Origin of the sequence: Qipengyuania vesicularis (genome assembly GCF_019711415.1) — a bacterium.
GTDB lineage: Bacteria > Pseudomonadota > Alphaproteobacteria > Sphingomonadales > Sphingomonadaceae > Qipengyuania > Qipengyuania vesicularis.
In genome coordinates this window covers 340,797-366,248 of sequence record NZ_JAIGNJ010000002.1, presented here as the reverse complement: position 1 = coordinate 366,248, position 25,452 = coordinate 340,797, and the positions used below count along the sequence as shown (strand labels likewise).

Annotated in this window: 27 protein-coding genes; 23 read left to right on the top strand and 4 right to left on the bottom strand. The window is 64.2% G+C overall.

Features of this window, described 5'->3' with window-relative positions; translation table 11 throughout:
- The first annotated feature begins 19 nt into the window (after positions 1 to 19).
- Together K3146_RS07385 and map are read left to right on the top strand one after the other, a co-directional pair.
- Complete coding sequence (locus K3146_RS07385) at positions 20 to 838, top strand: PdaC/SigV domain-containing protein (RefSeq protein ID WP_221545634.1); 819 nt, start codon at positions 20 to 22, stop codon at positions 836 to 838.
- Between the two features lie 41 nt (positions 839 to 879).
- Positions 880 to 1,710: a type I methionyl aminopeptidase gene (gene map, locus K3146_RS07380; protein WP_221545633.1), complete on the top strand. Its 831-nt coding sequence runs from the start codon at positions 880 to 882 to the stop codon at positions 1,708 to 1,710.
- On the opposite strand, the gene K3146_RS07375 is transcribed toward map, so the two are convergent.
- Both K3146_RS07375 and ccmA read right to left on the bottom strand, forming a co-directional pair.
- Entirely contained in the window at positions 1,707 to 2,363 is a 657-nt protein-coding gene (locus K3146_RS07375; RefSeq protein ID WP_221545632.1) for a heme exporter protein CcmB, read from the bottom strand. The two genes, map and K3146_RS07375, sit on opposite strands and share 4 nt — an antisense overlap.
- The gene (gene ccmA / locus K3146_RS07370; RefSeq protein WP_221545631.1) at positions 2,360 to 2,941 is read right to left on the bottom strand and encodes a heme ABC exporter ATP-binding protein CcmA; all 582 of its coding nucleotides are present in this window, start codon (positions 2,939 to 2,941) and stop codon (positions 2,360 to 2,362) included. The genes K3146_RS07375 and ccmA overlap by 4 nt, the downstream gene beginning before the upstream one ends.
- Before the next feature lie 70 nt (positions 2,942 to 3,011).
- On the opposite strand from ccmA, the gene K3146_RS07365 reads away from it, so the two are divergent.
- Positions 3,012 to 3,302 carry a 4a-hydroxytetrahydrobiopterin dehydratase gene (locus K3146_RS07365; RefSeq protein ID WP_221545630.1) on the top strand — a complete coding sequence of 97 codons (291 nt, stop codon included), beginning with the start codon at positions 3,012 to 3,014 and terminating at the stop codon, positions 3,300 to 3,302.
- Position 3,303: 1 nt separating this feature from the next.
- On the opposite strand, the gene K3146_RS07360 is transcribed toward K3146_RS07365, so the two are convergent.
- Both K3146_RS07360 and K3146_RS07355 read right to left on the bottom strand, forming a co-directional pair.
- Positions 3,304 to 4,110, bottom strand: a complete 807-nt coding sequence (locus K3146_RS07360; RefSeq protein WP_221545629.1) for an SDR family oxidoreductase — start codon at positions 4,108 to 4,110, stop codon at positions 3,304 to 3,306.
- Between the two features lie 140 nt (positions 4,111 to 4,250).
- On the bottom strand, positions 4,251 to 4,868 hold the full coding sequence (locus K3146_RS07355) for a DNA-3-methyladenine glycosylase family protein (protein WP_221545628.1): 618 nt from the start codon (positions 4,866 to 4,868) through the stop codon (positions 4,251 to 4,253).
- 87 nt (positions 4,869 to 4,955) lie between these two features.
- Between K3146_RS07355 and K3146_RS07350 the strand changes: the two genes are divergently transcribed.
- From K3146_RS07350 to ftsA, 20 genes are all read left to right on the top strand, one after another.
- Positions 4,956 to 5,273 carry a 2Fe-2S iron-sulfur cluster-binding protein gene (locus K3146_RS07350; protein ID WP_221545627.1) on the top strand — a complete coding sequence of 106 codons (318 nt, stop codon included), beginning with the start codon at positions 4,956 to 4,958 and terminating at the stop codon, positions 5,271 to 5,273.
- Between the two features lie 42 nt (positions 5,274 to 5,315).
- Entirely contained in the window at positions 5,316 to 6,332 is a 1,017-nt protein-coding gene (locus K3146_RS07345; protein ID WP_221545626.1) for a cysteine synthase A, read from the top strand.
- 14 nt (positions 6,333 to 6,346) lie between these two features.
- Positions 6,347 to 6,727 carry a hypothetical protein gene (locus tag K3146_RS07340; protein WP_221545625.1) on the top strand — a complete coding sequence of 127 codons (381 nt, stop codon included), beginning with the start codon at positions 6,347 to 6,349 and terminating at the stop codon, positions 6,725 to 6,727.
- A complete protein-coding gene (locus K3146_RS07335; RefSeq protein ID WP_221545624.1) occupies positions 6,708 to 7,496 on the top strand; it encodes a GldG family protein in 789 nt (262 codons plus the stop codon). Before K3146_RS07340 ends, K3146_RS07335 begins: the two co-directional genes overlap by 20 nt.
- Positions 7,497 to 7,876: 380 nt before the next feature.
- Positions 7,877 to 8,362: a division/cell wall cluster transcriptional repressor MraZ gene (locus K3146_RS07330; protein ID WP_221545623.1), complete on the top strand. Its 486-nt coding sequence runs from the start codon at positions 7,877 to 7,879 to the stop codon at positions 8,360 to 8,362.
- On the top strand, positions 8,359 to 9,297 hold the full coding sequence (rsmH, locus tag K3146_RS07325) for a 16S rRNA (cytosine(1402)-N(4))-methyltransferase RsmH (RefSeq protein WP_221545622.1): 939 nt from the start codon (positions 8,359 to 8,361) through the stop codon (positions 9,295 to 9,297). Before K3146_RS07330 ends, rsmH begins: the two co-directional genes overlap by 4 nt.
- Positions 9,297 to 9,815, top strand: a complete 519-nt coding sequence (locus K3146_RS07320; protein WP_221545621.1) for a hypothetical protein — start codon at positions 9,297 to 9,299, stop codon at positions 9,813 to 9,815. Before rsmH ends, K3146_RS07320 begins: the two co-directional genes overlap by 1 nt.
- A 41-nt stretch (positions 9,816 to 9,856) precedes the next feature.
- Positions 9,857 to 11,569: a peptidoglycan D,D-transpeptidase FtsI family protein gene (locus K3146_RS07315; RefSeq protein WP_221545904.1), complete on the top strand. Its 1,713-nt coding sequence runs from the start codon at positions 9,857 to 9,859 to the stop codon at positions 11,567 to 11,569.
- Positions 11,556 to 13,034, top strand: a complete 1,479-nt coding sequence (locus tag K3146_RS07310) for a UDP-N-acetylmuramoyl-L-alanyl-D-glutamate--2,6-diaminopimelate ligase (RefSeq protein ID WP_221545620.1) — start codon at positions 11,556 to 11,558, stop codon at positions 13,032 to 13,034. Before K3146_RS07315 ends, K3146_RS07310 begins: the two co-directional genes overlap by 14 nt.
- A complete protein-coding gene (locus K3146_RS07305) occupies positions 13,031 to 14,488 on the top strand; it encodes a UDP-N-acetylmuramoyl-tripeptide--D-alanyl-D-alanine ligase (protein ID WP_221545619.1) in 1,458 nt (485 codons plus the stop codon). Before K3146_RS07310 ends, K3146_RS07305 begins: the two co-directional genes overlap by 4 nt.
- Positions 14,489 to 14,503: 15 nt before the next feature.
- On the top strand, positions 14,504 to 15,574 hold the full coding sequence (mraY, locus tag K3146_RS07300; RefSeq protein WP_221545618.1) for a phospho-N-acetylmuramoyl-pentapeptide-transferase: 1,071 nt from the start codon (positions 14,504 to 14,506) through the stop codon (positions 15,572 to 15,574).
- The gene (gene murD / locus K3146_RS07295) at positions 15,571 to 16,854 is read left to right on the top strand and encodes a UDP-N-acetylmuramoyl-L-alanine--D-glutamate ligase (RefSeq protein WP_221545617.1); all 1,284 of its coding nucleotides are present in this window, start codon (positions 15,571 to 15,573) and stop codon (positions 16,852 to 16,854) included. Before mraY ends, murD begins: the two co-directional genes overlap by 4 nt.
- 5 nt (positions 16,855 to 16,859) lie before the next feature.
- Positions 16,860 to 18,119 carry an FtsW/RodA/SpoVE family cell cycle protein gene (locus tag K3146_RS07290; protein WP_221545903.1) on the top strand — a complete coding sequence of 420 codons (1,260 nt, stop codon included), beginning with the start codon at positions 16,860 to 16,862 and terminating at the stop codon, positions 18,117 to 18,119.
- Positions 18,116 to 19,312, top strand: coding sequence for an undecaprenyldiphospho-muramoylpentapeptide beta-N-acetylglucosaminyltransferase (murG, locus tag K3146_RS07285; RefSeq protein ID WP_221545616.1), 1,197 nt, complete (start codon positions 18,116 to 18,118; stop codon positions 19,310 to 19,312). Before K3146_RS07290 ends, murG begins: the two co-directional genes overlap by 4 nt.
- Positions 19,309 to 20,718 (top strand): UDP-N-acetylmuramate--L-alanine ligase, encoded by a 1,410-nt coding sequence (gene murC, locus K3146_RS07280; protein ID WP_221545615.1) that lies wholly within the window; start codon positions 19,309 to 19,311, stop codon positions 20,716 to 20,718. The genes murG and murC overlap by 4 nt, the downstream gene beginning before the upstream one ends.
- Positions 20,719 to 20,756: 38 nt before the next feature.
- Positions 20,757 to 21,683: a UDP-N-acetylmuramate dehydrogenase gene (murB, locus tag K3146_RS07275; RefSeq protein WP_247711158.1), complete on the top strand. Its 927-nt coding sequence runs from the start codon at positions 20,757 to 20,759 to the stop codon at positions 21,681 to 21,683.
- Positions 21,680 to 22,174: a DUF4262 domain-containing protein gene (locus K3146_RS07270; protein WP_221545613.1), complete on the top strand. Its 495-nt coding sequence runs from the start codon at positions 21,680 to 21,682 to the stop codon at positions 22,172 to 22,174. The genes murB and K3146_RS07270 overlap by 4 nt, the downstream gene beginning before the upstream one ends.
- On the top strand, positions 22,171 to 23,151 hold the full coding sequence (locus tag K3146_RS07265) for a D-alanine--D-alanine ligase (protein WP_221545612.1): 981 nt from the start codon (positions 22,171 to 22,173) through the stop codon (positions 23,149 to 23,151). Before K3146_RS07270 ends, K3146_RS07265 begins: the two co-directional genes overlap by 4 nt.
- Positions 23,144 to 24,052: a cell division protein FtsQ/DivIB gene (locus K3146_RS07260; protein ID WP_221545611.1), complete on the top strand. Its 909-nt coding sequence runs from the start codon at positions 23,144 to 23,146 to the stop codon at positions 24,050 to 24,052. Before K3146_RS07265 ends, K3146_RS07260 begins: the two co-directional genes overlap by 8 nt.
- Positions 24,052 to 25,350: a cell division protein FtsA gene (gene ftsA / locus K3146_RS07255; protein WP_221545610.1), complete on the top strand. Its 1,299-nt coding sequence runs from the start codon at positions 24,052 to 24,054 to the stop codon at positions 25,348 to 25,350. Before K3146_RS07260 ends, ftsA begins: the two co-directional genes overlap by 1 nt.
- Positions 25,351 to 25,452 lie beyond the last annotated feature (102 nt).

Below are 25,452 nucleotides of genomic sequence, written 5' to 3'. Positions count from 1 at the left end.
TCTTTTCGAAGGTAATTCGATGCGTGCGCCCCTGTTCCTGATTTCGCTGGCTCTGTCGAGCGTTGCTTGCTCCGAAACGAGCGACAGTGGCGAGGCGGAAAATGCCGTGGCGACGGTTTCAGCCAGTGCTGCAACCAGCCCGACCGCTGCCGCAGATGCGGTCGAGATGACCGACAAGGAAGAACGAGACGGCGGGACCCGCGAATTTACCTACAGTTGGCCCGCCGCAGTAAGCGAGCAGACCGCCCTGGCCGAGCGCTTCGAGCAGGAGCGCGATGCGGCGCTTGGCGCGCAGAAGGAGGAATGGGAGCGCTCCCTGGTCGATTTCCCCGGAGATTGCGTAGCCTGCAAGGGCAGAGGCTACGAGAAGGAGTGGAAGGTGGTAGCCGATCTGTCCGGCTGGTTGAGCCTCTCCGCAGACATCTACGAATATACAGGCGGAGCGCATGGCAACTACACCCGGCAATCCTTGGTGTGGGACAAGCAGAACGAAATTGCGCTTGCGGGAAGTGAGCTGTTCAAGAGCCCTGTGGCGCTCGAGACGGCGCTCGGCTCCGCACTTTGCGACGGCCTCAATATAGAGCGCGAGAGGAAGCGGGGGATGCCGGTGGATTCCTCGGCAGGAGATCTCTTCAACGACTGCCCCGGACTCGACGAGGCGAGCATCTTCGTGGGCTCCTCCGACGGCGAATATTTCGACCGGATCGGCATCTACTTCGGACCCTATGTCGCCGGTTCCTATGCCGAGGGCGCGTATGAGCTCAATTTCCCGGTCACTGCCTCGGTGATCGACGCCGTGAGGCCTGAATATGCAGGCGCTTTCAGGGTGAAGCGCTGACGCACTCGCATTTTGCGCGCCGGATCGCTACATGGGCGCGCATGACCGAATACCAGGTGATCGACAGCGAACAGACCGTCTACCGCGACGGGACCATTAAGCTTCACGGGCCGGAAGGCTTCGAAGGGATGCGCAAGGCCGGGCGCCTTGCCGCAGAAATCCTCGACGAGCTGACGGATTTCGTCGAACCCGGCGTCACGACCGGCGCGATCGACGACAAGGTTCGCGGGATGATGCTCGATGCGGGCGCGGTCCCCGCGACGATGGGCTATCGCGGCTATGCGCATAGCTGCTGCACTTCGATCAATCATGTGATCTGCCACGGCATCCCTTCGGAGAAGGCTCTGAAGGAAGGCGATATCGTCAATATCGACGTGACCCCGCTGCTCGACGGCTGGCACGGCGATACCAGCCGCATGTTCTTCGCAGGCGAGCCTGCGCTTAAGGCCAAGCGGCTCGTCGAGATCACCTATGAATGCCTCATGCTCGGCATCGAGGCGGCGAGCCAGCCCGGCGCGCGGCTGGGCGATATCGGCGCGGTGATCGAAGGTCATGCGCGTTCGCATCGCTACGGTGTCGTGCAGGAATTCTGCGGCCACGGCCTCGGCCGCCTGTTCCACGACGCGCCCGAGGTGATCCACACCGGGCGCAAGGGCACGGGGCCGCTCCTGAAGCCCGGCATGTTCTTCACCATCGAACCGATGATCAACCTCGGTCGCCCGCACGCCAAGATGCTGAGCGACGGCTGGACGGCCGTGACCCGCGACAAGTCGCTTTCGGCCCAGTTCGAACACTCGATCGGCATCACAGAGGACGGGGTGGAGATCTTCACGACCAGCCCCAAGGGCCTGCACAAGCCCCCTTACAACTAGGCTTCCCGCGCCGCTCTGATTGCTGCCGCTGCGGCAAGGGGTGCCAGCGCGCATAGTCCCAGGCTGATCGCTGCCGTCAGGAGCAAGGCCGAGGGATCGGGGCGGGCAAGGGCGCCTGCTCCGAAGATCAGGATCGGCACAGCCAGCGGGATCACCATCAGGCCGGCGAGCGCCGCGCCGCCGCGCATGCTGGCCGTTAGGGCCGCAACGGCGAGGCCGACTGCGGCGAGGCCAGGCGTACCCGCTAGCAGCCCGAGCAGGACGGTTTGCGTCGTTTCCTCGCCAAGGCCTAGCAGTGCGGCTGCGGGCAAGGTGGCAATCAGGAGCAGCGGTGCGAAGGCGAGCCAGTGCGCGATGAGGCGCACTGCCATGGCGAGCTCCTCCGTCACCCCGCGCAGGTGGAGCTGGTCGAAGACACCCGCCTCGACATCATCCGTCACCAGCTTTTCGAGCGGCAGGATCGCGGCGAGGAGAGCAGCGACCCAGATCACCCCGCCGCCGGTCCTTGCAAGCAGCTCCGGCTCCGGCCCAACCGCAAAGGGATACAGCATCGCCACGGCGAGGAAGAACAGCAGCGGAAGCACGCCTCCGCCGCTGCCGCCGGGCATCAGCAGGCCGAGATCGCGGCGTAGCAGGGTCCACGCGGCGCTCACGCGGCGTAGTCCTCGATGCCGAGGAGTGTAGGAGAGGGCAGGGCGATCGGCTGGTGCGAGGCCACGACTGCAATCCCGCCCCTGTCGCAATGCTGCGCCACAAGCGCCTCGACGCTCTTTTGCGCCTGGCCATCGAGGCCGTTCAGCGGTTCGTCGAGCAGCCAGATCGGGCAATGGCGATTGAGTAGCCGCGCCAGTGCCGCGCGCTTCTTCTGGCCCGTCGAAAGGAACCGCACCGGGACGTCCAGCAGCGGTTCCAGTTGCAACAGATCGAGCGTGCGGCCCGGCTCGCTGCACCCGTCCAGCCGCTCCCAGAAGGCGAGCGCCTTGCCGAGTGGCTGGTTCGGATCGAGCGCGAGCCGCTCGTCCACAAGACCCAAGCCGCCCTCCGCGGTGACTTCGCCCGAGAAGGGACGCAGGAGACCGGCGAGAATACGGATCAGGCTCGACTTTCCGACACCGTTCGGGCCGGTGACATGCACGGCGTCACCGGGCGCGCAGGCCAGTGAAAGGCCCTTGAACAGCAACCGGTCCCCGCGGCGGCATGCGATGTCGATAGCGGTCAGCTGCGCTTGCATGGCACGCAGCGTTAGGCAAAAGCCCCCATGCCCACAAGCAGGGCGCGTCAAGCAAGAGGAGATTCGCGCGATGTCTGTCGAAGAACTAACGCAGGAAGAACGCGATAGCTGGATGCGCGCCTTGCCCGAATGGTCGCTCGCCCGCGAAGGCAAGGCGATCGAGCGCAAGTTCGAATTCTCCGATTTCGCCGAGGCATTCGCCTTCATGACGCGGATCGCGATCATCGCGGAAAAGCGCGATCACCATCCCGAATGGTTCAACGTCTACAACCGGGTCGAGATCACGCTGACCACGCATGACGCGGGCGGCCTGTCGCTGCGCGACGTGAACATGGCCAAGAAGATCGACAAGCTGGTCTAGCTTACTGCCCAAGCGGCCGTGCCGAAGCGCGCGTCTGCTGGCGTACACGCCCGGGCATCCAGCGCGCACCGAATGCGATCTTCTTGGCGGTCTTGCCGACCAGCGTGTGCAGCTTCTCGCCATGCACGGCGTCCCAGGCGGCCTTGGCCACTTCCTCGACCGGCGTGATCTCGAGGCCCGCATCGGTCACCCGGCTGCGGATATCTTCGTTGGTCTTGGCATTGGGGTTGTGATCGAGCAGTGGCGTGTCGATGAAGCTCGGCATGATCGAGCGGACCTTGATGCCGTCTTCCGCCCATTCGCCGTCGAGGCTCTCGGTGATGGCACGCACACCGAACTTGGTGGCGCTGTAGACGCTCGCTCCGGGCGTGCCATAGACGCCTGCAGCGCTGGCGGTGTTGAGAAGGCAGGAGCCCGGTGCGGTCTTCTTCAGATGCGGATAGGCGGCCTGCGCCCCGAAAAGCACGCCTTTCAGGTTGATGTCGAGGCAGCGTTCGATTTCCTCGACACTGTTTTCCATCAGCGCGCCGCCGAGCGGGATCCCCGCATTGTTCGCCAGTACGTCGATCCGTCCGCCTGAAGCGGTCGCAAAGCTGTCGAGCGCATCATCCCACGCGGCGCGGTCGCGCACGTCGAACTTGTGGTGGAAGACAAAGCCGTGGCCGATCATGTCCTCGGTCGCCAGCATGCCGTGCTCGTCCACGTCGCCAAGTCCGACGAACCAGTCGCGCTGGCCGAAGTAGAGCGCGATGGCGCGGCCGATGCCCGATGCCCCGCCGGTGATGAAAATGGCCTTGCGCGTAGTCATACGTAGTTCTTTTCCTGTCCTCTCGTCATTGCGAGGAGCCCCATGGGGGCGACGCGGCAATCCATCATCCACTGGCAGTTCAAAGTCAAAGGTCGGTCGATGGATTGCTTCGCCTTTGGCTCGCAATGACGCGCTAAGGGCTAAAGTGCCGGATCGGCATAGGCATGCCAGGTGAAGATGGCCATCGCCCCGCGATAGGGCTTCCACTTTTCAGCCAGCGCGCGCGTTTCCTTTTCGGTCGGGCGCTCGGCGAGGTCGAGCAGCTTCCCGCAGGCGGCCTGCACGGCGAGGTCACCCGCCGGCCAGATGTCCGGCCGCCCTTCGGCGAAGAGCAGATAGATTTCCGCCGACCAGCGCCCGATACCTTTGATCCGGGTAAGTTCTGCAATCGCTTCCTCGTCATCGACAGGCAGGTTCTCGAGATCGAGCTCTCCGCCTGCCACCAGCTCGCACAGGCTGCGCGCATAGCCCTGTTTCTGGCGCGACAGCCCGCATGCCCTGAGCGTATCGAAATCGCGCGCGAGCAATTCGTGCGCGTGCATATCCTCGCCCAGTTCGGCTTCCAGCTTGTTCCAAACCGAAGAAGCGGCAGCGACGCTTACCTGCTGGCCCACGATGGTGCGAAGGAGCGTGCGATATCCGGTCGGACGAATGCGGCCCTCGGGATAGCCCACGCGCTCGATCGCCCCTGCCACGACCTTGTCTTCGGCGGCGACCGCATCGAGATGTTCGCGTATCTGCTCAGTCGTGAGACCCATAGTGTGGCTTGCCTTCCCGCCTCGCTTTGAATAGCAGCCCCACGCATACGGCCCGCGCGGCGGGCAAGGCAACACAGGAAGCAATCGATGCCCAAGCTGATCGTCACCACTCGTGAAGGCGAAACTTCGGAAATCCAGGTCGAAGACGGCCTGACCGTGATGGAAGCCATTCGCGACAATGGCTTCGACGAGCTCCTGGCCCTGTGCGGCGGCTGCTGCAGCTGCGCGACCTGCCACGTGCATGTCGATCCGGAATTCACCGGCAAGCTTCCCGAGATGAGCGAAGACGAAGACGACCTGCTCGAATCCTCCGATCACCGCGTCGAGAATTCGCGTCTTTCGTGCCAGATTCCCTTCACCGGCGATCTCGACGGACTGAAGGTTACTATCGCCCCTGAAGATTGATGTTGTTTGCGCCGGGCGGGGCGCCCGCCTACCTCGGCCAGCATGACACAAATTCCCGTACGCGAGCAGACGCTCGACCTGATCGGCAATACCCCGCTGGTGCGGCTCGAAGGCCCCAGCAAGGAGGCCGGCTGCGACATCTATGGCAAGTGCGAATTCGCCAATCCCGGCGCTTCGGTAAAGGACCGCGCCGCGCTCTACATCATCCGTGATGCAGAAGCGCGCGGCGAGCTGAAGCCGGGCGGCTGCGTGGTCGAAGGCACGGCCGGCAATACCGGTATCGGTATCGCGCTGGTCGCCAATGCGCTCGGCTATCGTACGATCATCGTGATGCCGGACAACCAGTCGAAAGAGAAGATGCAGACGATCCGCGCGCTGGGTGCGGAACTGGTCACCGTCCCGCCGACCAAATATGCCGATTGCAACCACTTCCAGCACGTCTCGCGCCGCATGGCGGAAGAGACCGAAGGTGCAATCTGGGCGGGGCAGTTCGACAATACCGCCAACCGCAAGGCGCATATCGAAGGCACGGCGAAAGAGCTGTGGGAACAGCTGGAAGGCCGGATCGACGGATTCACCTGCGCCGCCGGGACCGGTGGCACGATCGCAGGCGTCGGCATGGGCCTGAAAGAGCTGGACGAAAATGTCATCATCGCGCTGACCGATCCGCACGGCGCGGCGCTCTACAATTACTACGCGCATGGCGAGCTGAAGGGCGAGGGCTCGTCGGTTGCCGAGGGCATCGGCCAGGGCCGCATCACCGGCAACCTCGAAGGCGCGCCGATCGATACGCAGTTTCGCATCTCGGACGAGCGAGGGCTGGAATGGGTCGCCCGCTTGCTGCGCGAGGAAGGCCTGTGCCTCGGCCTGTCGAGCGGCATCAATGTCGCCGGAGCCGTCGAACTGGGCAAGAAGCTCGTTGCGGAAGGACGTGAGAACCCCCGGGTCGCGACGATCCTTTGCGATACCGGTTTCCGCTACCTCTCGACGCTCTACAATCGCGAGTGGCTTGAGGAAAAAGGCCTCCCGGTCTTCGACTGGCTCGACGAGAGCGATTGACGGGAGCGCGCGCAATGCCCAAGCTTCCCGGCATGCCGCGTAGTTTCGATCTCACCCGCAGTGCGCCTGGATTGCCCGAGCCTGCCGATTTTCCGCTTGGCGGTTCGCGCGAACAATCCGTCCAGCGCTTGCAGATCGGGATCGGGGGAGTTGTGCTTATGGTGCTACTGGTCGGCCTCGCCAGCCTGATCCAGGACCGCACGCGCGAAGTGGATGCCGTCTCGGTCCCTGCCGCAGCGCCGACGACCGAACCCACGGCTGCCCCTACCCAGCAGGACCCGCTGGTCGAGGCGGGCGTGGTGCCCGACCTGCCGGAACAGCCCGTCCCGACCGCTACGCAATCGCCGGCGGTCGTCCCCGAACAAGGGGTGCAGGATGCCCAGCCCCAGCAATAGCGCGATTGCCGCCGCATTCCTGCTTTCGCTCGCCGCTTGCAACGGCAGTGCGGCGCAGGACCAGGGTGGAGTCGCTGAAGCCGAGGAGGCCAAGCCCCGGCTAGGCCTCTTCACCACGCTGCCGATCTACTGGGGCGAGGCGGGCGATATCGCCTCGATACTGTCCGATGGCGGCGAGCCCGACTGGGTCCGCACCGAACTCGAAACCGAGTTCGAGATCGTACCTCTCGATACGCTCGAGACGGAAGCGCTGGCAGGCCTGGATCGGGTGTTGCTTGCCCAGCCGCGCCCACTGGCCCCATCCGAGAACGTGGCCTTCGACAAATTTCTGGTGAGGGGAGGCAAGGCCCTCATCCTCGCCGATCCCATGCTTACACGGCATTCGGATTACGGCATCGGTGACCGCCGCCGACCGCAGGATGTCGTCTTGCTGTCGCCTATCCTTGATCGAATGGGAGTGAAACTTCTGTTCGATGAAGACCAGGTCGATGGCGAACGGCTGGTCGAACATTATGAGTATCGATTTCCTGTGAATCTCGCCGGACATTTCAGGCGTTTCGATACTGGCGAAGGTTCGCGCTCCTGCCACGTGTACGACAACGGACTGCTTGCCATGTGCGGCTATGGCGGCGGAGAGGTATTCCTTTTCGCCGATGCCGCCATCCTCGATTGGGAAGGGCAAGAGCCGGTCCCCGAGGCGCGCCGCGTGGCGCTATGGGGACTGCTGCAACCGCTCGTGCCCAGACCGCGTGGTGACGCCGAAGAATAACGATCGCGGCCCGGGCGGGCTTCCACGGGAATTTGCGGGACTCGACCCGGGAAATCACGGGAAAGGACTCGGGAGAATGCGGGAAACTGCCCGATTCTCTTGGTTTTTCCGTAGCCTAGGGTAACAGTCTGTTAAGGGAATCCGCAAAACGACAGGCATCAAAAGACAATAAAAACAGAGACTTCCAGACTTTTCCCGTAAAATCCCGCAATTTTCCCTTCCATCCCCGCGCCTCCCGCGATACATCTTCCTCACATCGGACAAGCCATTGTCTTTGCGCGCATCGATTCTCTCGGTGCGAGCCGCGGAAGCCTGCGCTTCCGCGGACGGGGGAGGTTTGGCCGACGGAGAGGTAGCAAGCGCCAGTCGGGGACGGGGACGTGCAATTCGGAGGTTACAGCGGACAAGCCTATTCGCCTGCGGGCGATAAGGGCCGCTTTGTGCTTCCGCCCCTGTTCCGCAAGGCCGTGAAAGAAAGCTCCGACGGCCGCGTGCTGTGCCTGATGAAGCACCCCACATGGAAATGCCTCACCGGCTTCGGCCTGTCCCGCAAGACCGAGCTCGACGCGCAGCTCGATCGCGAAGAAGAACTCGCCTACCGCGCAGGCCGCGATTTCGACCGCGATACCCGCGCCAGCCAGCTCTTCGGCTTCATCGAACTCCCTTTCGATGACAGCGGCCGCTTCGTCATGCCTGACCATCTCCGCACGCTCGGCAAGATCGAGGACGGCCTCTACTTCCAGGGCGGTGGCCGCTTCTTCACCCTGTGGAACCCTGCCGAACTCGCCGAAATGGGCGACGACTGGGCGAGCGCCAAGGCCGCCTGCGACAGCTTCCTTGCCGACGCGAAGGCGAAAGGCAAATGAGCGGCGCGCCCCACATCCCAGTCCTCCTCGACGAGGTGATCGAGGCATTGGATCCGCAACCGGGCGACGTGTTGATCGACGCGACTTTCGGCGCGGGCGGCTACACCCGCGCGCTGCTGGAACGCGGCGCGACCGTGCATGCCTTCGACCGGGACCCCGACGCAATTGCTGCGGGTCGCAGCTGGCGGGAGACGGAGAGCACTCCGCCCCGCCTTATCCTCCATCCGCATCGCTTCTCCGAGATGCTGGACGTCATGCAGGCTGCCGGCGTGCAACGCGTCGACGGCGTGGTCATGGATATCGGCGTGTCTTCGATGCAGCTCGACCAGGCCGAACGCGGCTTTGCCTTTTCGGCGGACGGCCCGCTCGACATGCGCATGAGCCAGGACGGCGAAAGCGCCGCCGATTTCCTCAACACGGCTGAAGAAGGCCAAATCGCGGATGTGATCTACCAATATGGCGAAGAGCGCCAGTCGCGCCGCGTCGCGCGCGCCATCGTCGCCGCGCGCCCGCTGGAAACCACCGGCGAACTCGCGCGCGTCGTGCGCAAGGCGCTCGGCCACAAACCGCATGACAAGAAGGACCCGGCCACGCGGACCTTCCAGGCCATCAGAATTCACGTGAACGGCGAACTCGACGAACTGTCCCAAGGCTTGTCGGCCGCCGAACACCTGCTGCGCGAAGGGGGCCGCCTTGCCGTGGTCAGCTTCCACAGCCTCGAAGACCGGATCGTCAAGCGCTTCCTGCGCGAGGCATCCTCGACCCCGAGCGGCTCGCGTCACGTCCCCATGTTGGCGAAGGACGATCCGGTTTTTTCGAGCGTTTCCAAGGCGATCAAGCCCTCTGCGGCCGAGATCGACCGTAATCCGCGCGCGCGTTCTTCGGTGCTGCGCCACGCGGTCCGCACAGCAACACCGGCGAGGGAGGCAGCGTAATGGCCCAGGTTTCTCGTATCCGCCAGATCGGCTGGCTTCTGGTCCTCGGTGTCTGTTTTGCAGCCTTCCTTGCGCTCACTTTCCGCGTGAATGCCGTGAAAAGCGAAGTGCGCCTGATCGAGCGCCAGATCATCGCTGCCGAAAAGTCAAAGCTGATGCTGGAAACCGAATTCCAGACCCGCGCTAGCCAGCACCAGCTGGCGGCGTGGAACCAGGTGGAATTCGGCTACAATGCTCCGCGCCCCGACCAGTATGTCGAGCATGAGCGGCAATTGGCATCGCTCGGCACGCCCCGCGGCCTGCATTCGCCGCAGCCGATCCGCGTCGCCAAGGCCGATCTCGGCCCGATCGAGGATGACAGCCTGTTCGGCGACTGGCTCGATGACGACAAAGGCGAAGGGGTAACGGTCGCCGCAGCCATGCCCCAGGGACCGACCCGCAGCCTGGCGTCGAGCCTCGCCCAGCGCCTCGCGCGTCCGGCCACCACGTCCGTCGCGATCGCGGAGGCTGGCCGGTGAACGCATTCTCCGCTCTCCACGGTGGACCGGGAGCGGTAAGCATGGCGATGGCGAGCGGGCGGGTGCAGCTCGTCAGCATTCGCCAGAAATCGCTCGATCTTGCGCGCTGGCGCGTGCTCTGGATCGCTCTCATTTTCGCGCTGATCGCCGCCTGTGCGATGGTCCGCATCGCCTATCTCGGCATCGGCGGCGAAGGCGCACGCGCCACGTCGCTCGAAGCAGCCCTGCTGCCCGATCGCGGCGAAATCGTCGATCGCAACGGTGTGCCGATGGCGCGCGCCTTTCCCGCCTACGCGCTGTGGTTCAATCCGCAGGCCTTGGGAGAGGGGCAAGAGCCGCTGGTCGCCAAGCCGGCAGAAGTTGCTGCCAAGCTCAAGGCGATCTTCCCCGATCTTGATGCCAAGGCCGTCGCAGCCCAGTTCGCTGCCGGAAAGCAGGGCTATGTGCGCCGCCGCCTGCTCCCCGAAGAGGCGAACCGCGTGCAGGAAATTGGTGAGCTCGCCCTCGAAATGCCGATGGAAGACGATCGCCACTACCCGCAGGGCAAGATGGCGGCTCACGTGCTCGGCTATGTCGCGGCAGACGGCAAGGGCCGCGTGGGCATGGAGCAGGTATTCGATGAACACCTGACCAGCCCGCTCACCCGCGGCACTCCGGTTGCGCTGTCGATCGACGTGCGCGTGCAGGGCGCACTCGAAGACGAGCTGCGGCGCGGCATGAAGCTCACCCAGGCGCAGGGCGGTGCGGGCATCGTGCTCGACGTCGATACTGGCGAGGTCCTCGCACTCGCATCGCTACCCGAATTCGATCCGAACAAGATCGACAAGGAGGGGCAGAGCCTGATGTTCAATCGCGTGACCAACCAGGTCTACGAGCTCGGTTCTACCTTCAAGCCGCTGACCGTTGCCGCCGCTATCGACAGCGGCACGATCCGCGATCTTGGCCGCCGGTTCGATGCGTCGCCGGTCAAGGTCGGGCGCTTCACCATTCGCGACAGCCACGCGATGGGCGCGGACCTCAATGCGGTCGAAACGCTGATCCACTCCTCCAATACGACCAGCGCACGTATTGCAGACGAAATGGGTGCCGCGCGACTTCGCCAATACATGATCGACCTCGGCATGAACGCGCGTCCGGAGATCGAATTGCCCGCCAAGGGCTTTCCTCTCTGGCCGGGCGACAAATGGGCGCGGCTTACCAACATGACGGTGGGCTTCGGACACGGTATCGCGGTCACCCCGCTGCATCTCGCCAGCGCCTATGCCGCAATGGTCAATGGCGGTGTCTATCGTCCTGCCACGCTCAATAAACTCGGCCCGGGCGAAGCGCCCAAGGGACGCCGCGTTTTCAAGGCCTCGACTTCCAGCCGCATGCGCCAGATGATGCGTGCCATCGCGATCTACGGCACTGGCCGCAATGCCGATGCCCCGGGCTATCGCGTCGGCGGAAAGACCGGTTCGGCAGAAAAGCCGGGCGGCAAGGGTGGCTATCGCAGGACCGCACTGGTTTCGACGTTCGCCGCAGCCTTTCCGATGGATCGTCCCCGCTATGTGGTGATCGCCATGCTCGACGAGCCGCGCGGCACGCTTGCCAGCTCCTACCAGCGCACCGCGGCATGGAACGCGGCACCAATTGTCGGTCGGCTCGTTCCCCGTATCGGGCCGCTCATCGGTGTCCGGCCGGACGATACGCGCGATATCGATATCTCGGCCATCACCCCGCTGATTCCGGAGGCGCAGGATGAAGCTGAGTAAGCTGTGTGCCGCCGCCGGGCTCGATTGCCCGCAGGCCGGCGATGAGAATGTAACGGGCTTCGCCATCGACAACCGCAAGGTCGCTCCCGGAACCGTGCTCGGCGCGTTCCAGGGCACGCAGGTCAATGGCGAGGACTTCATTCCCGCTGCTATCGAGGCGGGCGCCATTGCCGTGGTCGCGCGTCCGCAGGCGAAGGTCGACGGCGCGATCCATATCGCCCATGACGAACCGCGCCAGGCCTTCGCGCAGATTGCCGCGCAGTACTTCACGCCCGTTCCCGAACATATCGTCGCGGTCACGGGCACGAACGGGAAGACGAGCTGTGTCGAGATGACGCGCCAGATCTGGCGGATGTCGGGCGAGCGGGCAGCCAGCATCGGCACTCTTGGCGTCACCACGCCGGACGAGAGTGTTTCGACCGGACTGACCACGCCGGACATCGTCACCTTCCTGTCGAACATGAGCGGCCTCGCCCGCGAGGGCGTCACGCATGTCGCCTACGAGGCATCGAGCCACGGGCTCTCGCAATTCCGCAACGAGGGTATTCCGGTCGAGGCGGCAGGCTTCACCAACTTCAGCCGCGATCACCTCGATTACCACGCGGACATGGAAGACTACTTCGCCGCCAAGATGCGCCTCTTCGACGAGGTCGTCTCGGACGATGCGACCGCCGTTATCTGGATGGGTACCGGCGACAGCGGCTGGAACAAGCGCGTGGTCGAACATGCCGAAAGGCGTGGTCTCAAGATCATGACGGTGGGCGAGCAGGGTGAGGACATCCGCCTGACCCGCCGCGAGCCGACGCAGCTCGGCCAATCGCTCACAGTCGAACATGCCGACACGGAGCGGACGATCAATCTGCCGCTGATCGGCGCCTACCAGGTTTCCAACGCTCTGGTATCGGCTGGTCTCGCACTCGCAAGCGGGATCGACGCCGGGCGCGTATGGGATGCCGTGGCACGGCTCCAGCCGGTTCGCGGACGCCTCGAGCGCGCAGTAATCGCACCCAGCGGCGCACCCGTCTATGTCGACTACGCGCACACGCCCGATGCGATCGAAGCAGCCATCGCAGCTTTGCGTCCGCATGTGACGGGACGGCTCATCACCGTGTTCGGCGCAGGCGGCGACCGCGACCACGGCAAGCGCGCGCCGATGGGCGAAGCGGCAGCCAAGGCCAGCGACCTCGTGATTGTCACCGACGACAATCCGCGCGGCGAAGACCCTGCGGATATCCGCCGCGCAGTGCTTGAAGGCGCGGGCGATGCACGCGAAGTGGCGGGCCGTCGCGAAGCCATCAACGCAGCCATTGCCGAAGCGGGCAAGGACGACATCGTCCTCATCGCCGGCAAGGGCCATGAAACGGGTCAGATCATCGGATCGGGAGAAAACATGAAGGTCCATCCCTTCGACGACGTCGAGGTCGCACGCGAATGCGCGGCGGCCATCGCAAGAGGTGATGCATGAGCGCTGCCATCCTTCGCCACCCGGCCTATCTGGAATGGCCCGCCGACGAACGCGACCGGCTGCCGCTGACGCTTTGGGATGCGCAATCCATCGCCGAGGCCGTCGGCGGCACGGCAAGCGGCGATTTCCAGGTTGCCGGTGTCGAGATGGATAGCCGCGATGTCGTGAACGGCGATCTCTTCTTCGCGCTCAAGGGCGAAGCGATGGACGGCCACCGCTTTCTCGACAAGGCCTTCGCCAATGGTGCCGCCGCTGCAGTGGTCGATCGGCCGGTCGATTATCCGCACATTCTCGTCGAAGATACAAGCGTGGCTCTCAAAGCGCTGGCCGCAGCGGCCCGCAGCCGTGTGCAGGCGAAGATCATCGGCGTGACCGGTTCGGTCGGCAAGACCGGCGTCAAGGAAGCCATTTTCGCATCGCTAGAGCGTGCCAGTCGCGGTGCCGCGCATCGCTCGACCCGCAGCTACAACAACCATGTCGGCGTGCCGCTGAGCCTCGCGCGCATGCCCGCGCGCAGCCGTTTCGGCATCTTCGAGATGGGTATGAACCACGCGGGCGAAATCGAGGAACTGACCACGCAGGTCCGTCCTCACGTAGCCGTGATCACCACCATCGCGCCCGCGCATATCGAAAACCTCGGCTCGATGGAGGCGATTGCCGATGCGAAGGCAGAGATTTTCATGGGCCTCGAGCCGGGCGGTGTCGCGGTTATACCTGCGGACACACCGCACTACGAACAGCTTCGGGCAGTGGCCGAGAAACTGGGCGCGACGGTCGTCAGCTTCGGACGCTCGATGGAGGCGGAAGTCCGCCTGCTGGATGCCATTCCTAGCGCCAATGGTGGAAGCCTCGTCACCTGCGAGTTCCCCGAAGGGCGCTTGTGCTACACGGTCGCCGAACCCGGCGATCACTGGGTCACCAATTCGCTCGCCGTCATGGCGACCGTGCGGGCGGCAGGCGGCGACATGGCTGCTGCCGGCCTCGCGCTCGCCGAGATGGGCGGATTGAAAGGCCGCGGTCAGCGTCACGGCATCGAGGTGCCGGGCGGCAAGGCCCTGATGATCGACGAAAGCTACAATGCAAACCCCGCCAGCATGCGTGCCACGCTGGCGCAGCTAGGGCAGACCCCGTCGAGCCGCCGGATCGCCGTGCTCGGCTCGATGAAAGAGCTGGGCGACTTTGCCGAAGGGTTCCACGGCCAGCTGTCCGAACCCCTGATTGCCGCCGATGTCGACTATGCGTTGCTGGTGGGCGACGAGATGCGCGCGCTGGCCCGGGAACTGGGGAAACCGGCCTTCAATTCGCTTGGCAAGCCGCTCGAGTGGGAGCATTGCAGTTCCGCCGAGGAGGCCATTGCGCGACTGGAGGAATTCGGGCTGATTGCCGGAGACGCCGTGCTGGTGAAGGGCTCCAATTCGGTCGGGCTCGGCAAGCTCGTGGAACACTTTACCTAGGAGCCGACGAGGCCGATGCTGTATCTCCTCGCCGAGTATTTCAACTTCGAAGGCCTGTTCAATCTCGTGCGCTACCAGACGGCGCGCGCGGGGGCGACGTTGCTTACTGCGCTGGTTATCGGTCTGCTGATCGGCCCGCGCTTCATCGACATGCTGCGTGTGCGGCAGGGTAAGGGGCAACCGATCCGCGAGGACGGGCCGCAAACGCATCTCGCCAAGGTCGGCACGCCGACCATGGGCGGGCTGATGATCCTGATCAGCCTGACGCTGGCGATGCTGCTGTGGATGGATCTCAGCAATCCCTTCGTCTGGGCCTGCATGGCAGTGACCGGCGGTTTCGGCCTGATCGGTTTCCTCGACGATTACGACAAGGTCTCCAAGGCCAGCCACAAGGGCGTGTCGGGCAAGGTCCGCCTGCTGTTCGAATTCGGCGTGGCCGGGATCGCGAGCTGGATCATCGTCAGCCAGATCAACACCTTCCTCTACGTGCCCTTCATCAATGATTTCGGCATCGAGCTTGGCCCGCTCTACTTCCTCTTCGCCGCCTTCGTGATCGTGGGCGCGGGCAATGCGGTGAACCTCACCGACGGGCTGGACGGGCTGGCGACCATGCCGGTTATCATCGCGGCGGGCACATTCGCCGTAATCGCCTATCTCGTGGGCCGCGTGGACTATTCCGAATATCTCGGCATTCCGCATGTGGCGGGCGCGGGTGAACTTGCCATCTTCTGCGCGGCGATCATGGGGGCGGGGCTTGCCTTTCTGTGGTTCAATGCGCCTCCCGCGGCCGTCTTCATGGGCGATACGGGTTCGCTGGCACTTGGCGGCGCACTTGGCGCGATCGCCGTGGCGACGCATCACGAAGTCGTGCTGGCGATCGTCGGCGGACTGTTCGTGTTCGAGGCGCTGTCGGTCATCATCCAGGTCTTCTGGTTCAAGCGCACGGGTAAGCGGGTGTTCCGCATGGCCCCCATCCACCACCATTTCGAGCAGCTCGGCTGGTCCGAGAGCAAGGTTGTCATCCGCTTCTGGATCGTCGCCATCGTGCTCGCACTCCTGGGGCTGGCAACGCTCAAGCTGAGATGATCACCTCGCCCGCCTGGAAGGACAAGAAATACGCGGTGCTCGGCCTCGCGCGGTCCGGCCGGGCGACCGTCGAGGCGCTGCTGGCGGCTGGCGCGGACGTGCTGGTGTGGGACGACCGCGCCGAAGCGCGCGAGCCCTATGCCGGACGCTGCGCCATCGGCGATCCGCTGGAGGCGGACCTCACCGGCTATGCGGGCGTGATCGTCAGCCCCGGCGTGCCGCTCAACACCCACCCGATCAAGCCGCGTGCCGGCAGCTTCGGCGTGCCGGTGATCGGCGACATCGAACTCTTCGCACAGGCGCGCGATCACCTGCCGCCGCACAAGGTCGTCGGCATCACCGGCACCAATGGAAAGTCGACCACGACCGCGCTGGTCCACCACATCCTCAAGACCGCAGGCGTGCCGACCACAATGGGCGGCAATATCGGCCTGCCGATCCTCGAGCAGGAGCCTCTGCTGGAAGGTGGGGTCTACGTGCTGGAGCTGTCGAGCTACCAGATCGACCTGACCTATTCGCTCGATTGCGATGTGGCGGTGCTGCTGAACATCACGCCGGACCATTTGGATCGGTATGATGGGGATTTCGCGAAGTATGCGGCGAGCAAAGCGCGACTCTTTTCGATGCAGGCACCCAATCGCTTCGCTGTTGTCGATTACCGCGCTGAAGCAGACGAGGACGTGTTTGAAGAAGCTGAAGACCCGCTGATTCAGTTCATCGATGACGTTCACGTGGGTGACCAGGAATCATGGCTTGCGCTGCAGGGGCCGCACAATCGCCAAAACGCAGCTGCCGCTAAGGCTGTCTGTGAGGATCTTGGCTTGTCGAGTGATCAAGTTATTGAAGGTCTTCGGACATATGGCGGCCTCCCGCACCGCATGGAACGGGTCGCGGAGATTTCCGGCGTCGCTTACGTCAACGACAGCAAGGGCACCAACACCGCCGCCTCCGCGCCTGCGCTCGCGGCGTTCGACAAGATCCACTGGATTCTCGGCGGGCTCGCGAAGGAGCCGGGGCTGGGCGAGTGCGAGGCCGAACTGGGCCATGTGAAAGCCGCCTACACCATCGGCAAGGCCGGGCCGGATTTCGCCGCGCTCCTCGAAGGCCGCGTGCCGGTGGAACAGTGCGAAACGCTCGATCGTGCCGTAACCTCTGCCGCAGCAAATGCCGAAGCGGGCGACACCGTCCTCCTCTCCCCTGCCTGTGCCAGCTTCGACCAGTATCAGGACTTCGAAAAGCGCGGCGAACACTTCCGTGAACTCGTGGAGGCGCTCGCGTGACGGCCATGCAGCCCTTCGTCCCCGGTGCCAAGCGCAAGCCCGCCCACATTCCGGGCGGCAAGCTCTCGCGGTGGAGCCAGCTCAAGATCTGGTGGCGCGAGATCGACCGCGTGCTGCTCGGCCTCGTGCTTCTGCTGATGACGCTCGGCACCATCGCCGTTGCCGCAGCCAGCCCCGCGAGCGCCGACCGCCTCTCGACATCGAGTGAAACTCTCGATCCGTTCTACTTCTTCTACCGCCACCTTGCATGGCAGGCGATTGCCCTGTGCGTGCTCTTCGGATCGTCCATGCTGGCACGCGAGAATGCCCGCCGCTTTGGCATTCTGCTGGGTGCGGCCATGCTGGGCCTGCTGTTCCTCGTCCCCTTCGTCGGGGTCGAAATCAACGGTGCGCGGCGCTGGATCAGCCTCGGCATGCAGTTCCAGCCATCCGAATTCCTCAAGCCCGCCTTCGCCATCGTGCTGGCGTGGCTGCTGTCCTGGCGGATGCGCGATCCGAACCTGCCCGTCCTGCCGATAGCGACTGCGCTTACCGCCCTCATCGGCGTCCTGCTCATGATGCAGCCGAATTTCGGTGAGTTCATGCTGTTCGCCGGGCTGTGGCTGGTGATGATCCTGCTCGCCGGGATGCCGATCAAGCGGCTGGGGATCGTGATGGGGGGTGGGCTTTTCCTGCTTACCGCGACCTATTTCCTCTACGACAACGCGCGGCACCGGATCGACGCCTTCTTCGGTGGCGGTACGGCTTATGACCAGGTCGACCTTGCCAGCCGGACCTTGCTGGCGGGCGGCTGGACCGGAGCCGGCTATGGCCTCGGCCTGAGGAAGATGAGCCTTCCCGAGGCGCATACCGACTATATCTTCTCCGTCATCGGCGAGGAATTCGGCCTGATCGCCTGTGCGGTGATCGTGCTCCTGTACCTTGCCATCGTCGTGCGCGTTTTGATGCGCCTGGTGGACGAGGAGGACCTGTTTGCGCTGCTCGCCGGAACGGGGCTGGTCGCGCTGCTCGGCGGGCAGGCCTTCATCAATATTCTCGTGAACCTCCAGCTCTTCCCGTCCAAGGGCATGACTCTGCCACTGGTCAGCTATGGCGGATCGTCCACCATCGCGATCGCGCTGACGGTCGGCCTCCTGATCGCGATCACGCGCCGCAATCCCTACCTCAAAACCACCACGAGGGGACTTGGCGACCTGCTGGGCATAGGGCAGGGGGACGCGATGAAGAAACCAGAGGCGCGCGTGACGCGCGAGATTCACCAGTGACCGGGTCGAGTCGTCATTACGTGCTGGCTGCCGGCGGTACCGGCGGGCATCTCCTCCCCGCCTTCGCGCTGGCGAGCGAGCTCGAACGGCGCGGTCACCATGTTGCGCTGATCACCGACGAGCGTGGCGAGCAGATCCCCGGCAAGCCCGATTTCATGCCTGCGCACGTGCTGCCCGCGGGTCGCTTCGGCAAGAACCCGCTGCAATGGATCAAGGGGGCGAAAGCGGTGCTGGAGGGGCGCAAGATGGCGCTGCGCCTGTTTGAGAGCTTCCAGCCGAGTGCGGTGGTGGGCTTCGGCGGCTATCCCTCGCTGCCTGCCATCCTCGCTTCGACTTCCGCGAACATTCCGACCGTTGTCCACGAGCAGAACGCCGTCCTCGGCCGCGTCAACCGTTTGCTTGCCGGCCGGGTGGAAGCGATCGCGACTGCCTATCCCGATGTCCAGCGACTGAAGCCTGCGCATCGCGAGAAGATCTACCTCGTCGGCAATCCCGTCCGTGCCGAGGTTCTGGCGCTGCGGGACGAGCCATTTCCCGCCTATGGCGATGATGGCTTGCTCCGCGTGTTGGTGACCGGAGGCAGCCAGGGAGCGCGGGTTCTCTCGGAGATCGTGCCCGATGGCCTCGCCATGCTCCCGCCTGCGATCCGGCAGCGGCTGCAGGTGACCCAGCAGTGCCGCGCCGAAGATCTCGAGGCAGTGCGCGAACGCTATCGTAATCACGGCATCCCCGCCGAGCTGGCGACCTATTTCGAGGATATGTCGGCCCGGCTGGCCGATGCGCATCTTTTCATTGGCCGCGCGGGTGCGTCGACCATCGCCGAGCTGACTGCTGTCGGGCGGCCCGCAATCCTCATCCCACTCCCCATCGCCACCGACGATCACCAGGCCGCCAATACGCGCGAGATGGTGAAGACCGGCGGCGCGCGAATGATCCGGCAGGAGAAGTTCGAGGCGAAAGAGCTGGCCAAGCAAATCCGCGCCTTGGCAGATAATCCTCAAGGTCTCGCCAACGCAGCGCATGCAGCGTGGAATTGCGGACGACCCAAGGCCGTCGAAGACCTGGCCGACCTCGTAGAAAGCTTCGGCGGGGCGGACATGATGGACGTCATCCGCGTCGGCGGAAATAATGCGCGCGGGGCCACGCAGGGTCAGGTCGCAGGGCAGGGCGCGAAGCGGGAGAGCGCGAAATGAAGGGCGTCCCCACCGACATCGGTGTGATCCATTTCGTCGGCATCGGCGGCATCGGCATGTCGGGCATCGCCGAGGTGATGAACAACCTCGGCTACACCGTGCAGGGCAGCGACATCAACGAAAGCCCCACGGTCGAGCGGCTGCGCGCGCAGGGCATTTCGGTCCATATCGGCCACGAGAAAGAGAATGTGGAAGGCGCGGCGGTTGTCGTGACCTCCACGGCTGTTCGCCGGACCAATCCCGAAGTCGCCCATGCACTCGAAAATCGCATTCCCGTGGTACGTCGCGCGGAGATGCTGGCGGAGCTTATGCGGCTGAAGTCCACCATCGCGGTGGCGGGCACGCATGGCAAGACCACGACGACCAGCATGATCGCCGCGCTGCTCGACAGCGGTGATGTCGACCCGACGGTGATCAATGGCGGTATTATCGAACAATATGGTTCGAATGCGCGCCTAGGCGACAGCGACTGGATGGTGGTCGAGGCCGATGAGAGCGACGGCAGCTTCCTGCGCCTCGACGGGACGATTGCCGTTGTCACGAATATCGATCCCGAACATCTTGACCATTACGGCGATTTCGACGGGGTCAAGGACGCCTTCGTGGAGTTCATTCACAACGTGCCGTTCTACGGCGCAGCGGTGCTGTGCATCGACCACCCCGAGGTGCAGGCGGTCATCGGCAAGGTTCGCGACCGGCGCGTGGTGACCTATGGCTTCAACCTCCAGGCCGATATCTGCGGTGTGAATGTCCAGCCGCACGAGGGTGGCAACCGTTTCGACGTCATCGTGCGCCAGCGCGGCGAGGAAGATCGCCGGATCGAGAACGTCACGCTTCCGATGCCCGGTCGCCACAATGTCCAGAACGCGCTCGCGGCGATTGCCGTGGCGATCGAGATGGGCTGCCCGGACGAGGTGATCTGCAACGGTTTCGGCAGTTTCAGCGGCGTGCGTCGGCGTTTCACCAATGTCGGCAGCGTGGCGGGCGCCACCATCATCGACGATTACGGCCACCACCCGGTCGAAATCCGCGCCGTGCTCTCCGCCGCGCGCGAGGCCTCGCGAAACCGCGTTATCGCGGTCGTGCAGCCGCACCGCTACACGCGCCTGCGTGACCTGATGGATGACTTCCAGAGCGCCTTCAACGAGGCCGACCAGGTCTATGTCACTCCAGTCTATGCAGCAGGTGAGGACCCGATCGAAGGTGTCGATGCGGAGGCTCTTGTCGCCGGTCTCAAGTCGCGCGGCCACCGTTCGGCAACCACGGTCGAGGACCGCGATGATCTCGCTCGCAAACTGGCGGGGGATATCGCCGAGGGCGATCTTATCGTCTGCCTCGGCGCAGGCGACATTACGAAGTGGGCGGCAGGGCTCGCCGATGCGATCGAGAAGGAACGCGCCTCGTAATGGACCAGCCGGATGACGTGTGGAACTGGGATAGCGGCATGGCGCCCGATTGCGCCGTCGAAGGCGGGATCGAGGCGCCGATCGACACCGACGGCCTGCGCGGGAAGCTGACGCCCGACGCTCCCCTCGCCAAGCTGGTGTGGTTCAAGAGCGGCGGCAATGCCGACTGGCTGTTCGAACCAGAAGACCTCGAAGACCTCACCGAGTTCCTTCGCCGCCTCGATGGCGACCTGCCGGTCATGGCACTTGGCCTCGGCTCCAACATGATCGTGCGCGATGGCGGCGTCCCGGGCGTCGTCGTCAAACTGGGCAAGCCTTTCGCGCAGGTCGAAACGCATGACGACCATACGGTCACCTGCGGCGGCGGCGCGCACGGTATCCTCGTCGCCAGCAATGCGCGCGATGCAGGGATAGCGGGTCTCGAATTCATGCGCGGCATCCCCGGCACGGTCGGCGGCTTCGTGCGCATGAACGGCGGGGCCTACGGACGCGAAGTCAGCGACGTGCTGTTGGATTGCGACGTCGTCATGCCCGATGGGCAGCTGATCACGCTGCCTGCGGCCGACCTCCAGTACAGCTATCGCCACTCGGCCTTGCCGGAGGGTGCAGTGGTGGTCTCGGCGCGCTTCCAGGGCACGCCGGGCGATCCCGAAGAGATCGGCGCAGAGATGGACCGCATTGCCGAAGCGCGCGAGAATTCGCAGCCGCTACGCACCAAGACGGGCGGATCGACCTTCAAGAACCCGCCGGGCAAAAAGGCATGGGAGCTTGTCGATGCAGCGGGTTGCCGCGGCCTGAAGCTGGGCGGCGCGCAGGTGAGCGAGAAACACACCAACTTCCTCATCAACACAGGCGATGCGACCAGCGCCGATATCGAGGGGCTGGGCGAGGAAGTGAAACGCCGCGTCTACGAGAATTCGGGCGTCGAGCTCGAATGGGAAATCCAGCGTGTGGGGCGACCGTGAGCGAGCGTCCTCTCAGCGATTTTGAGCAGGGGATTCTTGAGAATATCGAGAAGTCCGGCTGTCAGGTGAACACCATTTTCGATCCAGAAGGTGACGAGCCGACATTCAGCTACTCGATCGGGTTTCCAAAAACAGTCGATCAGCCCGAAGTCATCATCTTCGGACTTAGGCACGAGGTCATGCATTCCATGATCAACGTGCTTCTCGAAAAATGTCGCCAAGGTCTGCTTTTACGGGACGGGCTGGTGATCGACGATCTTCTCGATGGGTACAACTGTGTCGCGAGGGCGGTTTTGAACGACTATCTCGTGGAGGACTATTTCGCATCTGCCATATGGTACGAGAAATATCGCACCGGAAGCGAGATGAAGGGAGCCTATCAGATCGTCTGGCCCGGCGTGCAGCAGCGCTTGTTCCCTTGGGACGTGGGCTGTGAGCAAATCGTCATCGATAGCCAGCCTGCCCTATATTTGCCGGAGTCTGTGCATTGACCGATCTCGCCAAACTCCCCGATGATCTGCACGTCGCCGTCCTGATGGGTGGCTGGGCCAATGAGAGGCCTGTCAGCCTGATGTCGGGCGAGGGCGTCGCCAAGGCGCTGGAAGCTCGCGGCCACAAGGTCACGCGCATCGACATGGACCGCGACGTTGCCGCGCGCATTGCCGAGGCTAAGCCGGACGTCGTCTTCAACGCGCTCCACGGCGTGCCGGGCGAGGATGGCAGCGTGCAGGGCATGCTCGACCTGATGGGCGTGCCCTATACGCATTCGGGGCTCGCCACATCGGTGATCGCGATCGACAAGCAGCTGACCAAGCAGGCGCTCGTCCCGCATGGCATCCCCATGCCCGGCGGGCGCATCGTCAAGACTGCGGACCTATTCGAGCGCGACCCGCTGCCGCGTCCTTACGTGCTGAAGCCTGTCAACGAGGGCAGTTCTGTCGGCGTCGCCATAGTCACAGACGAGGGCAATTACGGCAATCCGATCGCCCGCGATTCCAAGGGTCCGTGGCAGGACTTCGCAGAATTGCTCGCCGAACCCTATATCAAGGGCCGCGAGATGACCTCTGCCGTGGTCGATTTCGAGGATGGTCCGCGCGCGCTCGCAGTCACCGAGTTGAAGCCCAAGAGCGGATTTTACGATTTCGATGCCAAATACACCGACGGCATGACCGACCACATCTGTCCGGCGGACATTCCCGGTCCTATCCGCGACCTGTGCCTCGAGATCGCCCTGAAAGCGCACAAGGTCCTTGGTTGCCGGGGGACGAGCCGGACCGACTTTCGCTGGGACGAGGAGCAGGGCGAAGACGGGCTGTTCGTACTCGAAACTAACACCCAGCCGGGCATGACGCCCCTCAGTCTCGTGCCCGAGCAGGCCAAGCACGCAGGGATCGAATATGGCGAGCTGGTCGAGACGGTGATCGCCGCCGCCCTTCGTCACCACGGCAGCGGGGGACGCGATGGCTAAGGTCACGCGCAAACCCACTGGCGTACGTCGCTCTGCAGCAGCGCGCAGCCGCGGCCAGAAGGCGCGTGCGGCGAAGAAACACACTTCGGGGCTGCTCGACCGCGCGATGGCAGCGTTGCCCTTTACCGAGGAGCAGTGGCACAAGTTCTGGCTCACCCTCATCGTCGCGGTGGGCCTGGCGATTGCCTGGACCGTGGCAAGCTATGCCGGCGTTCCCGAACTCGCCCGCGCCGAACTGGCCAAGTCTGCCAGCCGAGCCGGTTTCGAAGTGGATCGCGTGCGCGTGACCGGGGTCGAACGGCTGAGCAAGCAGGCGGTGTATGAGCGGGTGCTGGGCGAGCAGGAACGGCCCATGCCGCTGGTAGAGGTGGGCGAAATCCGCGAACGCCTGCTCGAGCTATCCTGGGTCAAGGATGCCCGCGTCTCCCGGCAGCTACCCGACCTGCTGAGCATCGACATCGTCGAGCGCGAACCGCATGCCGTCGTGCGCAAGCCTGACCGGCTTATCCTGGTCGATGCGACGGGTCATGAACTCGAACCGATTTCCAGCAAGGCCGCCGAAGACATGCTGGTGATCTCCGGCCCCGGTGCGCAGAAGCAGGTCGCTGAGCTAGGCAAACTCCTCGACGCAGCGCCCGCTCTTACTCCTCAGATTGCCGCGGCCGAATGGATCGGGAACCGTCGCTGGAACCTGACCTTCAAGACCGGCCAGTTGCTGGCACTGCCCGAAGGCGACCAGGGACCGGCCGCCCTCGTGAAGTTCGCAGAGATGGATGGACGCAACCGGCTGATCGGAGGCAAGGCCGTGGCGATCGACATGCGCGTGCCCGACCGCGCATATCTACGCTGCGAGGACGGTCCGTGTCCGCGCGGCATGCAACCGGTGGAGGAAAGCGAATAATGGCTTCCTCACCGCATACTCCGCTCCCCCGCATTGCCCGCGTTTATGCGGCGGTCAACATCGGATCGTTCCGCGTGTCGGCCATGATCATGGGACAGGGCGAGGACGGCGAGATGGTCGTGCTGGGTTCCTCGCACCGCAAGGCGGAAGGCATCAAGCGCGGCTATGTCACCGACATGACCGCCGCGAGCCACGCGATCAGGGCAGTCGTCGAGAAGGCGGAGGCCAGCGCCAATACCAGCGTATCGGGCGTGTGGATCGGCTGCGCGGGCGCGGGTCTTGCAAGCAAGATCGCCAGCGTCGAGATCGCCATAGGCGGACGCCGGATCGACGAGGACGACGTCGAGCACCTGCTGTTCGCCGCGCGGGACCATATCCAGCCGGACGGACGCATGGTGCTGCATGCACAGCCCGCGCATTACACGCTCGACGGCGCGCATGGCATTGCCAATCCGGTCGGCCTTCATGCGGAGGCGCTGGGCGTCGATATCCACGTGACACTGGCCGAAGGCGCGCCGGTCCGCAATCTGATCGAAGCAGTGCAGAACGCCCATCTCGATGTCGAAGGCGTGGTCGCAAGCCCGCTTGCCGCGGCCTATGCTTGCCTGTCGCACGAAGAGCGCGACCTTGGTGTGGCGCTGGTCGAGATCGGAGCACAGGTCACCAATGTTTCGGTCCATGCTGGCGGCATGCTGCTGGGCCTGCGTTCGATCCCTGTCGGCTCGAACGATATCACCGATGCCATTGCCAGCTCGCTGGGTATCCGGCGCGGGCAGGCGGAGCGTCTGAAATGCGTGGCCGGTTCGGCCATCGCGACGCCCAGCGACCACCGCGAGATGATCCCGGTCAACGGGCCGGGGGAAGAGCCCGATGGTAGGCTTGCACGCGGCGCGGACGAACAGAACCGTATCCCGCGCGCAGAGCTCGTCTCCGTGGTGACCGACAGGCTCGGAACGATGACGACGGAGATCAGCAAGGGTCTGAAGGGCATGGGCTTTTCCGGCGCGAACGGTGGTCAGGTCGTCCTGACGGGCGGCGGAGCGGAGCTGCACGGCATCGCGGAATTCATGCAGGGTGCGCTCGGTCTCCCGGTGCGTCGCGGCAGGCCGCCGGCCCTGCGCGGTTTGCCCGAGGCTCATGCGACACCCGGCTTTGCAGCGCTGGCGGGTCTTTGCCTTTATGCGGCGGATGAACCGGCCGATATCCGCAGTATCGGGCCAAGCTACCAGCCCACGAAACGCTATTCCGGGATCGGATTGGTAAACCGGGTGGTTCAGGCAGTGCGCGAGTATTTCTGACAAGCTGCGCGAAATCAGCCGAAACGCTCCGTAAAGTGCGGTGGATAACACCATTTAACCTTTGCAAGCGCGAATCGCTTTGTGCCAAAAGCGTGTCCAACA